Genomic DNA, 11,730 nt, shown 5'->3' with positions numbered 1-11,730 from the left:
CCAAACGCAAAACAAGTCTCTCGCCGGGGAGAGGGAGCCTGACGCTGGCGCACGATATTCAGGTCCCTCTCCCCGCGAGAAACGTGTTGCGCAAACAGGCGAGCTTCGGGGCTAGCGAAGCGCCGCGAAGCGCCGCGAAGCGCCGCGAAGCGCCGCGAAGCGAAAGGTTAGGTGAGGGGCCAGTTCGGCGTTCGTTGCAGGATTGCTTAACGGCATTGGGATTAGCGGCTTGATGCCTTTGCGTGCGCCCGGCTGGCCTGGCATAGGATTTGATGCCGTGCGGCACCTCAGGCCACCGCCATTTCCTCGCGCTGCTTCCAGCGCTGCTCGTGCCTGAGCAGTTGGCGGAAGAAATCATCTTCTTGTTTCGGCTCCGCGCCGGCCTCCAGCGGCATGCTGAGTTTGATTTCCAGCCCGCGTGGCGCGAGGTGGCGGGCCTCGGCGCTGCCGCCGTGGAGATGCATGGTGACATAGCAGGCCATCATGTTCACGCCGAAGTCATCCGGCTTGCGACTGCGGGTGTAGAAGGGGTCGAACAGGTTCACCGGCTTGTCCTTGCCCTCCCAGGCCCCGGTGTCGCGCACATACATCACCACATGGTCCTGGCCTGCGGCATCGCGTTTGACCTTGGCGCTGATCTGGATGCTGTCGCCCGTGCTGAGGTGCGTCAGCTCCTCCATGAACAGCAGCCGCCACATCTGGCGGAAGCGCCCGCCATGCACGCGCAAAGGCGGCAGGTCGGGGTCGATCTCGATGTCCACATGCAGGTTCTTTTCATGCAGCGAGTTGGCGAAGACATTGATCATCTCCTCCAGCACGGCGTTGAGCGTCACCTCATCACTGCGGTCGAGCCGCTTCGCATGCGAGCCATCGGCAAGGCGTGACAGCAGCGACTGGATGCGCTCGATCTGTGACTGCGCCTGATGCTGCACATCGAGCCAGAACGACGGATCACGCGGATGCGCACCGCCGATCTCCTCCATGAGCTTCATCGGTGCCAGATCAATGAATGCACGCACGACCGTCAGCGCATTGCGCAGGTGATGGTTCAATCCTTCCGCCAGGATGCCGAGGCCGGACACTTTGTCCGAGGACAGCATGTGCCGCACCGTCTCAGCCTTCTCCACCAGCAACTGCTCGCGCTCGACCATCGCGTGGTAGTAATCCAGCGCGTGCTTGATCACGATGGTCAACTCGTCGGGGTCCCACGGCTTGTGCAGATAGCGGAAGCAGCGGCCCGAATTCACCGCATCCACCGCCGCCTGATAATCCGTGTAGGCCGTGACGAGAATGCGTACGAGGTTCGGATTGAGCTTCCGCGCATGTTCCATCAACTCGACGCCGCTCGGACCCGGCATGCGCTGATCGGTGAGCAGCAGACCGATCTTCGGCCCATACTCCTGCAGGACGCGGTAGCCATCCACCGCATTGTTCGCGATGTGAATCGTGTACTCGTCACCAAAGATCTCCTTGAAGTAATGCAACGCCTTCTCCTCGTCATCGACGTAGAGAATGTGATAAGGCGATAGCAGCGGGTTGGGCATGGCTTTAGTGGTTCTCAGGCTTCTTCAGGCTCAGCGTGAACTGCGTGTGGCTGCCCTCGGCGCTGTCGATCTTTACTTCGCCGCCCATTTGCTGGATCAGGCGGAAACAGATGCTCAGACCGAGCCCCATCCCCTGCCCCACCTGTTTCGTGGTGAAGAAGGGATCAAAAATCTTCTTCAGGTTCTCCTGCGGAATGCCCATGCCATTGTCCCGCACGATCAAATCGATGCCAGCCGCTGTCTCCTGTGCCTTGAGAAGAATCGTTGGCGATGGCCGGTCCGCCAGCGCGTCCAGGCTGTTCTGCACGAGATTGAGCAGGATTTGAATCAGGTAGTTCTCGTCGGCCTGCGCCATGATTCCTGCTGGAATTTCATCCACCAGCGTCACGCCGCGATCACTGATCTCCTTCGCCAGCAACCGCAGCGCCTTGCGGCTCGTTGCATGCAGGTCTATCGGCCGCGTGCCACGGTTTTCAGGATGCGCGAACGTGCGTAGATCGGAGACAATCGCCGCCACACGGTCAATGCCCTCGCCGATGTCCGCCGCGATGCTGTTCACCGATTCCGCGAGTTCAGGCGGCATCAGCTTGCCTTTCTTCTTCAGCAGATAGACCGCCGATTTCACATAGTTCAGCGGATTGTTGATCTCATGCACGATCCCCGCCCCCAGTCGGCCGATAGATGCCAGCTTCTCACTTTGCGCGAGCTGCGCCTCGGTTTCGCGTAGGCGTTGCAGCGTGGCGGTGAGTTCATCATTCCGCGCCGCCAGCTCCTCACGCTGGTCCTCGACCTTGCAGCGGCTGGCAAACTCACGCAGCCGGATCGCATGATGCTGGCGGCTGCCGACGTACAGCACCACGCAATTCAGCAGAATGAAGCCCGTGTTGTTGGCAAAGATACCCAGCGCCCGCGGATCAGCACTGGTCCGCAGATTCGGCAATGTGGCGGCGAAGTACGCCACCACCACCAGACCGAGCGTGATGCCGATCTCACGAAACGTCCAATGGAACACAAACGCCGTCGCCACGATGCACAGCGTCAGCCCCGCGTAATAACCCGACCCCGGATCACCACTCAGGTAGATCATGAAGCAAATCATGAGCGCCGGCAGCAGCGGCAGGATGATCGGATAAGCCCGGCAGTACTTTCGACCCAGCGAACCATTCAACGCGAGCAGCAGCGGCACACAGCTCGCCGCGCAGGCCACCCGTAGTACCAAAAACTGCCAGTAGCGCTCCGGGTAGGCCATGAAGTCGAGAAAACTGCACAGCGGCACCAAAATCATCACGAACCACGCTCCCATGCGTGCATTGCGCAGATTCAGCTCCTGCTGCTCTCGCTCAAACCGGTCTGACCGGGGCATAATGGCCACCGGACCGCTGCTGATGAAGCGGTCCTGACTGTGGGCGATCAGATGCGGGCTGACCTCTGCCAGACTGGCTAAAGACATAACTACTGTAAACTTAATAATGAATGCATCCTCAAGGCAAGGCCAAACCCAGTTTTTTTACACCTCTCTGACACCCTGTGGCCACTCTTGGCGATCCAAACCGCACCCTGGCTTGGCAAGTCGCCTCACTCTCGCCATCATGCGCCGCCCATGCGCATTCTCATCGCCATCGACAAATTCAAAGGCTCCATCCCGGCCACGGTGGCGGCCAAAGCCATCGAAACAGCCCTCAAACAGGCGCTTCCCGATGCCGAATGCGACCTCTGCCCCATCGCCGACGGTGGCGAAGGCACCGCCGAAGCCGTCATCGCCGCCTTGAACGGCGAATGGTGCAAAACCGCCACCTTCGACGCCCAAAACCGCCCCATCACCGCCCTCTACGGCCTCGTTCGCGACGCAAGCCGACTCGAAGCCCTCATGGAAATGAGCGCCGCGTCCGGTCTCGCCATGGTCAGCGATCTCCCACTCGATCCAACCACCGCCACCACCCACGGCACCGGTTTGATGATGTTAGATGCCATCGGGCGCGGTGCCGACCGCCTCGTCATCGGCATCGGCGGCAGCGCCACCAACGATGCCGGCCTCGGCATGGCCGCCGCCCTCGGCTTCCTTTTCCTTGATGACGATGGCGAACCGCTCACACCCATCATGCAACACATGGACCGCCTGGCGAAGATCGAGGTGCCCTCGGTAGGCGCATTCGCTAGAATGCGGACGGGAAATCGCGTTCTGGCGAACACGCCTACTGAAATCCTCGTCGCCTGCGACGTGAACAATCCCCTCCTCGGCCCCCACGGCTGCACCCGCGTCTATGGCCCGCAGAAAGGCGTCAAAGATTTCGAGTTCTTCGAAACCCGCCTCCAGCACCTCGCCGACATCGTGAAGCGCGATCTCGGCGTCGATCATCGCGACGTCCCCGGCGCTGGAGCCGCTGGCGGCCTCGGCTTCGGCCTCATGAGCTTCTGCGGGGCCAAACTCACCAGCGGTTTCGATCTCATCGCCGATCTCGTCCATCTGCGCGACCGCATCGCCGCTGCCGACCTCGTCATCACCGGCGAAGGCCGTCTCGACGCCCAAACGCTCCACGGCAAAGGCCCCATGGGCGTCGCCGACATGGCCCGCGCCCTCGGCAAACCCGTCGCCGCCTTCGCTGGAGCCATCGAAGCCGAAGATCAGCTCCGCGACCGTTTCGATCTCCTCTGCGCCATCAAACCCAAGGACATGCCTCTCGCCGAAGCCATTCAACGCGGCCCCGAACTCCTGCACAACGCCGTCCTCCACCAAGCCTCCGCCTTGCGAGCACTTGCACAGCTACGCTGACCGTGCTCAATGCCATTCTTCATCCAGCATCAAGAATCCAGCATCCAACATCCAGAATGAACGCAGTCCTCCTCTTCGCCGGTCAAGGCGCCCAAAAAGTCGGCATGGGCAAAGACATTGCCGAAGCCTATCCCGCCGCCCGTGCCCTCTTTGACCAGGCTGATACCGCCCTCGGCTACTCGCTCACGAACATCATGTTCGAAGGCCCGATGGAGGAACTCACCAAAACCAGCCGTTGCCAACCCGCGCTCTACGCCCACGGCCTCGCCCTGCTCGAAGTCCTCAAGTCCAAGGTTCCCTCACTCGAAATCGCCGCCACCGCCGGTCTCTCCCTCGGTGAATTCACCGCACATGCCGCCGCTGGCACCTTCGACTTCGCCACCGGCCTCAACCTCGTCTTCCAACGCGGCAGCTTCATGGAGGAAGCCTGTGAAAACACCAAGGGTGCCATGCTCGCCCTGCTGGGTGGCGAAGAGTCCGCCATCCGCGAACTCGCTGCTGAATGCGATATCGATGTCGCCAACCTCAACGCCCCCGGTCAGATCGTCCTCAGCGGCAGCGCCGAAGGCATCGCCGCCGCTGCGGCCAAATCGAAGGACAAAGGCATCAAGCGCTCCATCCCCCTGCCCGTGGCCGGCGCTTATCACAGCCGCCTCATGAAATCCGCGCAGGACAAACTCGCCGCAGTGCTCGCCGCAGCACCGATTCAGAGCCCCAAGGTGCCCGTCGTCTGCAACTTCGAAGCCCGCTCCGTCTCCACGCCAGAGGAAATCCGCTCCACGCTCACCAGCCAGGTCACCGGCAGCGTCCGCTGGGTCGAAAGCATGCAGCACCTCATCGCCGCCGGCCACACCACCTTCATCGAACTCGGCCCCGACGCCACTTTGGCCGGCCTCATGGGCAAGATCGACAAATCCGTGAAGGTCATCAGCATCAAAGACGCTGCCTCGCTTGATGCTGCCCTCGCTCAACTGCAATAAGCTCATGTTCCGCCTGCTCATCACCTCATTGCTGCTCAGCAGCATCGCCTCAGCTATCGAACTGCCCAGCACCGATGGCAAAACACATGATCCACTCATTGCAGGCGACAAGAAAGCCGTCGTGCTCTTCTTCGTCTCGCCATTCTGCTCCACCACGAAGTCATTCGTGAAGGAGATCAACCAGATCGCCGCCGATTACAGCGACAAGGCCGTCGTTTACCTCGTGCATTCCGATCCCGAAATCACTCTCGAAGTCGCGATGGAACATACCATCCTCTCCGAGGTCAAAGCCACCGTGCTCATCGACAAAGAGCAACTTCTTGCGAAACAAGTGCAGGCCAAAATCACCCCCGAAGCCATCGTGCTCTCGCCAAAAGCCGAAACGCTCTACCAAGGCCGCATCAATGACCTCTATCTCGGCCCCACCAAGCGCCAGCGTGCCGCGACCACCAAAGATCTGCGCGACGCGCTCGACGCCATTCTCTCCGGCAAGCCCGTCCCCGCACCTCAACACGAGGCACAAGGCTGCAAGATCGGCGGCATCAAGTAATCGTAGGGCGGATGTGTTCGGCGCATGCGCGGTGGCAACCATGCTGACACTCTTCGCCGAACCGTCCGGCCAGTCTGGGAAGGGAGCGAGCGTTTGATAAGCACTCGCAGCCCCCAGAGCCGGATAGTTTGGCGATGATAATCCGGGAGTCTCTCCATGTCTTTCCCGCCAAACACATCCGGCCTACGATGCCCCCGCTTGTTGCGCAGCAACAAGCCTACTTTTTCTTCCCTTTCTTCTTCCCCTCCGGCTTCGGTCCCGCCTGCGCGACGAACTCCTTCTCCAGCCGCTCCCAGCGTTCCGCCATCGCCTTCAGGCGCTCCGGCTCCTTCGCGGCGAGGTTGTTCGACTCCGCACGGTCGTTGCTGAGGTTGTAAAGCTCCCACGCATCACCATTATCGGCGGCGCTGACGATCTTCCAGTCGCCTTCACGCAAGGCACGATTGCCGGAGTGATGCCAGAACAGGAAGTCACGGCTGATCGTCTCATCCTTCGCAAAAGCAGGCACCAAGCTACGCCCCGGAAACAGCGGCGCATCCTGTGGCTGCGCTCGCCAGAGCGCGGATGGCTCAGCGCCCGCACCCGCCAGCGCGAGCAGAGTCGGCACCACGTCGATCACATGCCCCGGCGTGTGACGCAGTTCACCCTTCGCGGCGATGCCCTGCGGCCAGTGCGCGATGAAGGGCGTGCTGATGCCGCCCTCATGCACCCAAATCTTGTGACGGCGAAACGGCGTGTTCGACACCGTGGAGCCTCCGGGCCCGAGGCAGAGATAAGAGGCCGCCGCGCCCATCGGCGCGGCTTTGTCATGGCCCAATCCGCGCACCATCACCTCCGCGCTCGCGCCATTGTCGGAGAGAAACAGAATCAGCGTGTCCTCGAAAGCGTTCATCGCCTTCAACTGCGCGAGCACACGTCCCACTTCCTGATCGAGTCGGTCGATCATCGCCGCATGAATCGCCTGCTTTGTCGCCTGGAACTGCTTCTGCTCCTCGCTGAGGCTCTCCCACGGCACCGCATGCCGCGTCTCACCCGGCCCGAGGATTTCGAGATCGCTCTCCTTGCCGCTGGGGGCCGTGATTTTCGGCTCAGGATCGGAAAGTGTCGTCGAGATAAGCCCCAGCTTCTTCTGCCGCTCAAATCTCGCGGCCCGCGTCGTCGGCCAGCCATTGAGATAGGTGTCTTTGTACTTCGAGATGTCCTCCGGCAGTGCCTGGATCGGAAAATGCGGCGCGGTAAAGGCCAAATAGGTGAAGAACGGCGTCCTCGCATGCTGCTGCGCATGCTCCTTGAGAAAGTCGATCGCATGATCGGCAATCGCGATGCTTGAATTCCACGGCCCATCGGGCGGCGGCTGCTTCACATCATCCAGCTCATGCGTCTTCGGGCTAAAGTGATTGTCCTGATGCACCACATGGTAGGAATGCGTGAATCCCGCATCCGCCACCACCCTCGGCGTGTTTCCCACATGCCATTTACCCGAGTGATAGCTGCGATAGCCCAATGTCGCGAGCCGCTGCGGCAACGTGCGCACCCAGGCTGGAAATTTGCCATACTGCGGATCCATCCCGATCTGCTGCGCATAATGCCCCGTCATGAGCACACTCCGCGTCGGCCAGCATCGCGCTGTGTTGTAAAACTGCGTGAACCGCAGCCCGTTCGCCGCCAGCCTGTCCAGATTCGGCGTCGCGATCTCGCTGCCGTAGCACCCGAGGTCCGAGTAACCGAGATCATCGGCCAGGATGATCAGGAAATTGGGTTTCGACGAGGCCGCGTGAAGTGTGACACCGGCAAGCAGGAGAAAGAACAGAGGCAGACGGATCATGAGAGCATCCAAACGAGGCATGTGACGGTTTCATGCCTCAAATCAGCAAACCAAGTTTGTCACTCTATCTCAAACCCCTGATTCGTGAACTTCAGTGTGCGGCAGTTTTCGGTCACGGTACGCACCACATTGTCAGGCACGCCGGGTGGCACACTTGCTTCCATATCGAGTCGCACAACATCATCCGTTTTTTAGCCTACTGCCTGCAAGTCACGCTCAAAGCACGGCTGAGGAAATGCGCCGCAGGGCTGACGCCACGAGCCGTGCTGGAGAAGTTCGCCACCGTGCAAATGCTCGACGTGCATCTCCCCACGACCGCTGAACGGGAGATCAACTTGAGCCGCTTCACGCAGCCTGAGAAGGATCTGCAACTACTGCTCGACCAAATGAAACTCACCTTACCCGAGCAAGGTCCACCGAAAATCACCGCACCGCCAAGTAGTGGCCCGAGCCAACCGAGTGTGTGAATTTGCAAGCCATGTAGTGCAGACCTTTTGACCTCGATGTCGCAAGATCAAGGCTTCCAGCTTCGGCGGCTTATCCAGTTCGCTAAGCCGTAACTATGCAGTAGGTAAACCACAGAGGCTCCGAGGACACAGAGAACGGTTTTTTCAGCCTCTTCACCAAAAGATGAACGCTCAAAATGTATCCATTAAACCTCTGTGTCCTCGTTGTCTCTGTGGTTCAACTGCATGGATACGGCTAAGTCGGGTTAGTCCCCATGGAATGCCGCGCCGACCACCCCTAGCCTGTCTCATTCCCGCCCCTTGCCCATCATGAAACGGTCCATCCTCCTCGCCTTCGCCACCCTTGCCATCCCCTTCCTGGCGCTGGCGCAATCTCCACCCTCAGCTCCGGCTCCAGGCGAAGAAAAGCCCCTGCCCCCGGGCGTACCCGTCCCGGCACCTGAAACTCCTGTGCCGGTGCCTGACCTGCCGCCCCTTGTACCGCCCCTTGTACCGCCCCTTGTACCTCCTGTAGTGCCGCCCCTTGTGCCTCCCGTGGTGCCGCCCGTGCCCATGCCTGCCCCTGACCTGCCTCCTGTTGCTGTGCCACCCGTGGCTGCCCCACCTGAAAAACCGGCAAAACCCGGATTCAAACGCCCCGGCCCTCCCGGTGCCAAAGAAAAATCCGGCAAGCCCGGACAGACGGTCCCGGTTCCAGCCCCTCCAGCCTCGGAAGCCGATCCAAAGTCCACCACCGAACCCCCGGCACCTGCTCCAGGCATGAAAGCGCCCTCAGCACGCCCGGCGGAGACCGCTGACAGTGCCGCCCTACCAGCCGCCACCGGAACTCGTCCCTTCCCCGGGAAAAAACCCACCGATCCGAGCGAGCATCCCCTTGATCCTCCTCTGACACCCGCGCCGGCCCCCGGCACACCGATGCCTGCTGCCACCACCCCCACGCCCGCAGTTCCCGTCGAACCGAAAACCGCCGAACGCCCCGAGCGCCCCGTCGCACCGCAGCCCCCTTCGAAAGCGACCGCCGAGGTGCTTGAAGACCAGGGCAAGCGTGACCGCCAAGCCGACGCCGCACAGGCCCGGAAAATCGAGGACAAGGACGATGCCAAGCGCCTGATCATGACCATCCTCGGCGCAGCCGTCGCAGGTAAAATCGCGAACCAGCCCCGGAACCAGCCCCCTCCCACCGACCGCTCCAGACAGGGCTACCGGCCACCGGTCGAGGAAGCCGGCAGGACGCAGTTGGACCGGCAACGCAATGTCGGCAGCATGGTGCAGCGCTTCCAAGGGCGGTCCCCACCGCCCGCACCCCCTGGCACCAACCCCCGCGACGCAAGTAACCCTGCCTTCACCCAGGGTCAGCGTGCCCCGCGCTTCTACGACGGCAACCGCCGCGTCGTACGCTATGCCTCCGTGCAGGAAATACCGCCCGTCCTCGTCGCCTCCCAGCAGCTCAACCGCGTCCAAGTCCTCCCCCAGGCACAAAGCACCTACAGCGTCAGGCCCCCAGCACCGCAGGCAGGACTCTACTACAACGACATCCCGCCTACCTACACGGCGGCCAATGCCTATGCGGTCTCCTACCGCGTCGATCCCCACTCCGCGATCAGCCGGGATGACATCCTCTTCCGCCAAGGCTCGGCCGACTTTGCCGACGCCTATTCCTACGACCTCGTCATCGACGTGGCCGAGGCCATGAACGCGCCCACGCTCCGCACCGAAACCTTCGTCATCGAAGGCCACGCCTCCGCCGAAGGCGACTATGGCAAGAATCTCCTGCTGTCCCAGGAACGGGCCGAGCGGATCTCCCGTGAACTCGTTCGGCATGGCGTCAGTCCCGAGCGTCTCATGCCCGTGGGCTATGGTGAAGCGGAAGCCGCCCATCCAGCCACTGCCGGGGAAAGAGACCGCAGTCGCGACCGCCGGGTCATGGTCTTCCGCATGCGCTGAGCCGAGGCGCTGACAGGAGTCAAACCGACGCGTAGTGGAGATATACCTCGCGTCATCAAGATTTGAGAGTTCCGGGCCATTGGAGTGATGGAGTGATGGAGTTCTGCATTCCAGCACTCCACGACTCCAGTACTCCGCAGTCAAAATTCACAAATCATGGTGACGTTGGGTATAGCCAGCCGAAAGGCTGCCCGAAGGACGAACACAGTGAGGCAAACAGACAATGCGCCGCATTGAGCGCAGCCTACTCCTACTCCAAGTCCTACTCGTCCTCGTCCTCGTTCTCGCCCTCCTACTCGTCCTCGATGCTTGAATCAGTCATTGAGTAATCAGTGATCAGTCAAACAGTCCACCGTTCACCGCCCCCCGCTTCTCCCAGTCCCCTGTTCGTCTCCCTCGCTCCATTCACTCTCTGGCTGTAGTTTTCCGCTTTCCCATTGCCGCTATTCCGTCTGCTCTGTCAGGATTTGGCACCCTGACGCCGCTTCCTGGCCATCAAGGGGCTTTCAATGGGACTGCCGGCAGGAGGAAGTTCGTTGCCGCTGCGCTGGCCGGCGGGAGGAGGCTCATCGGCAGTGGCAACGCGACGCGGATATCCTCGGCTACCGGTGCCGCCACGGCACGTTGGACTACCGGTGCCACTACCGCTCGTTGGACTACCGGTGCCGCCACGGCTCGTTGGAAAGCATGGCTTGGCGGCCTAAGCCTGCGTTCCCTGCCCTGGGGGATGATGCTGGGTGCTCGCACCACCCCCGCCTGACCCGAGAGCACCTGCAGCCCCGCCTGGGCGGGCGGCGTCGGCAGCACCGTGCCATCGGGCGCACGATCCAGCACAAAACCGCTGAAGTCCGCAGGCAGCGGCACACGCCGGCCATCCGCCGTCAGCACTTGGCCCTCCGGCACCAGCGCCGCATCCACCCGCATCATGTAGCCGTTGCGGATCAGATACACCTGTCCGCGCATGGCGAAGAGCCCCTCGCGCACCGCCGGGGTGGCATCATGGACGAAATCGGTCGGCAGGACCACGAGCCGCCCCGCCGCCGTCAGCACCTGGCCCTCCGGCACCAAAGTCGCATCCACCAGCACCGCACGGCTGTGGCGAATGAGGTAGGTCTGGCCGCGATAGAACACAATGCCGTCATGCACCACGCTCGTCTCCTGCGCCCAGGGCTGAAGTTCCTGGGCGCGTGGGCTGCCAGACTGGGCGGCAGCAGGGCCGTAGCAGGCCAGCACCGCAGCTAGGAGGATCAATGGATGGGATTTCATAGGATGGGTCGATGGCAGGTTCACACTGCCCGCAGTGCCAAACTAGTCCGCCACCGTCCCCCTCACCATGGGGTGTCCAACCCAAACCAAGCACCGCTCACCTCCCCACTCCCACTCGTCCTCGATGCTTGGATCAGGCATTCAAAGCGCTGCCACCGAGCTGGGTCAACGTCCCTCACGCTTGGTTATGAGAAGCTCGAACATGCAGGGAGTCTCGTCGTTCAGCCTAGAAACCTCAGTTGATAGTGGCTGGTTGATATACCGCACGTCGTCACGATGGGTGAAAATGCATGAATCCCGCAGATTCAGAGAACCCACAGATTGCATGAGTCTGAAAACAAATCTGCGGGTTTTCTGAATCTGTGGGAAATCACAAAACCTGAT

8 protein-coding genes and 1 pseudogene are annotated in these 11,730 nt (G+C 61.4%); 5 read left to right on the top strand and 4 right to left on the bottom strand.

Annotated features, from left to right (window positions below; all coding sequences use genetic code 11):
- Nucleotides 1-287: 287 nt before the first annotated feature.
- Both ACKVY0_RS22805 and ACKVY0_RS22800 read right to left on the bottom strand, forming a co-directional pair.
- Nucleotides 288-1,544 (bottom strand): response regulator, encoded by a 1,257-nt coding sequence (locus ACKVY0_RS22805; RefSeq protein ID WP_409217160.1) that lies wholly within the window; start codon nucleotides 1,542-1,544, stop codon nucleotides 288-290.
- 4 nt (nucleotides 1,545-1,548) lie between these two features.
- Nucleotides 1,549-2,994 (bottom strand): ATP-binding protein, encoded by a 1,446-nt coding sequence (locus tag ACKVY0_RS22800; RefSeq protein WP_409217159.1) that lies wholly within the window; start codon nucleotides 2,992-2,994, stop codon nucleotides 1,549-1,551.
- 150 nt (nucleotides 2,995-3,144) lie between these two features.
- Here ACKVY0_RS22800 and ACKVY0_RS22795 point away from each other — a divergent pair, with 150 nt between their 5' ends.
- The 3 genes from ACKVY0_RS22795 to ACKVY0_RS22785 are packed head-to-tail and all read left to right on the top strand — an operon-like array spanning nucleotide 3,145 to nucleotide 5,844.
- Entirely contained in the window at nucleotides 3,145-4,314 is a 1,170-nt protein-coding gene (locus ACKVY0_RS22795; RefSeq protein ID WP_409217158.1) for a glycerate kinase, read from the top strand.
- 56 nt (nucleotides 4,315-4,370) lie between these two features.
- Nucleotides 4,371-5,294: an ACP S-malonyltransferase gene (gene fabD, locus ACKVY0_RS22790; protein ID WP_409217157.1), complete on the top strand. Its 924-nt coding sequence runs from the start codon at nucleotides 4,371-4,373 to the stop codon at nucleotides 5,292-5,294.
- Nucleotides 5,295-5,298: 4 nt separating this feature from the next.
- On the top strand, nucleotides 5,299-5,844 hold the full coding sequence (locus ACKVY0_RS22785) for a hypothetical protein (RefSeq protein ID WP_409217156.1): 546 nt from the start codon (nucleotides 5,299-5,301) through the stop codon (nucleotides 5,842-5,844).
- A gap of 217 nt (nucleotides 5,845-6,061) precedes the next feature.
- Here ACKVY0_RS22785 and ACKVY0_RS22780 read toward each other — a convergent pair whose 3' ends face one another.
- Nucleotides 6,062-7,669: an arylsulfatase gene (locus tag ACKVY0_RS22780; RefSeq protein ID WP_409217155.1), complete on the bottom strand. Its 1,608-nt coding sequence runs from the start codon at nucleotides 7,667-7,669 to the stop codon at nucleotides 6,062-6,064.
- A 182-nt stretch (nucleotides 7,670-7,851) separates the two neighbouring features.
- Here ACKVY0_RS22780 and ACKVY0_RS22775 point away from each other — a divergent pair.
- Nucleotides 7,852-8,136 (top strand): annotated as a pseudogene (locus ACKVY0_RS22775) (IS1634 family transposase); the annotation flags it as partial.
- A 759-nt stretch (nucleotides 8,137-8,895) separates the two neighbouring features.
- Nucleotides 8,896-10,080, top strand: coding sequence for an OmpA family protein (locus ACKVY0_RS22770; RefSeq protein ID WP_409217154.1), 1,185 nt, complete (start codon nucleotides 8,896-8,898; stop codon nucleotides 10,078-10,080).
- Between the two features lie 495 nt (nucleotides 10,081-10,575).
- Here ACKVY0_RS22770 and ACKVY0_RS22765 read toward each other — a convergent pair whose 3' ends face one another.
- Complete coding sequence (locus ACKVY0_RS22765) at nucleotides 10,576-11,346, bottom strand: hypothetical protein (protein ID WP_409217153.1); 771 nt, start codon at nucleotides 11,344-11,346, stop codon at nucleotides 10,576-10,578.
- Nucleotides 11,347-11,730 lie beyond the last annotated feature (384 nt).

It is taken from the genome of Prosthecobacter sp., from assembly GCF_046154365.1.
Classification (GTDB): Bacteria; Verrucomicrobiota; Verrucomicrobiia; order Verrucomicrobiales; family Verrucomicrobiaceae; genus Prosthecobacter.
This window is presented reverse-complemented; position numbering and strand designations above follow the sequence as displayed.

Bases quoted from the DNA above. Each gene is read 5' to 3' on its own strand.
- ACKVY0_RS22805 (WP_409217160.1), bottom strand. From the start codon at position 1,544: ATGCCCAACCCGCTGCTATCGCCTTATCACATTCTCTACGTCGATGAC.
- ACKVY0_RS22800 (WP_409217159.1), bottom strand. From the start codon at position 2,994: ATGTCTTTAGCCAGTCTGGCAGAGGTCAGCCCGCATCTGATCGCCCAC.
- ACKVY0_RS22795 (WP_409217158.1), top strand. From the start codon at position 3,145: ATGCGCATTCTCATCGCCATCGACAAATTCAAAGGCTCCATCCCGGCC.
- fabD (WP_409217157.1), top strand. From the start codon at position 4,371: ATGAACGCAGTCCTCCTCTTCGCCGGTCAAGGCGCCCAAAAAGTCGGC.
- ACKVY0_RS22785 (WP_409217156.1), top strand. From the start codon at position 5,299: ATGTTCCGCCTGCTCATCACCTCATTGCTGCTCAGCAGCATCGCCTCA.
- ACKVY0_RS22780 (WP_409217155.1), bottom strand. From the start codon at position 7,669: ATGATCCGTCTGCCTCTGTTCTTTCTCCTGCTTGCCGGTGTCACACTT.
- ACKVY0_RS22770 (WP_409217154.1), top strand. From the start codon at position 8,896: ATGAAAGCGCCCTCAGCACGCCCGGCGGAGACCGCTGACAGTGCCGCC.
- ACKVY0_RS22765 (WP_409217153.1), bottom strand. From the start codon at position 11,346: ATGAAATCCCATCCATTGATCCTCCTAGCTGCGGTGCTGGCCTGCTAC.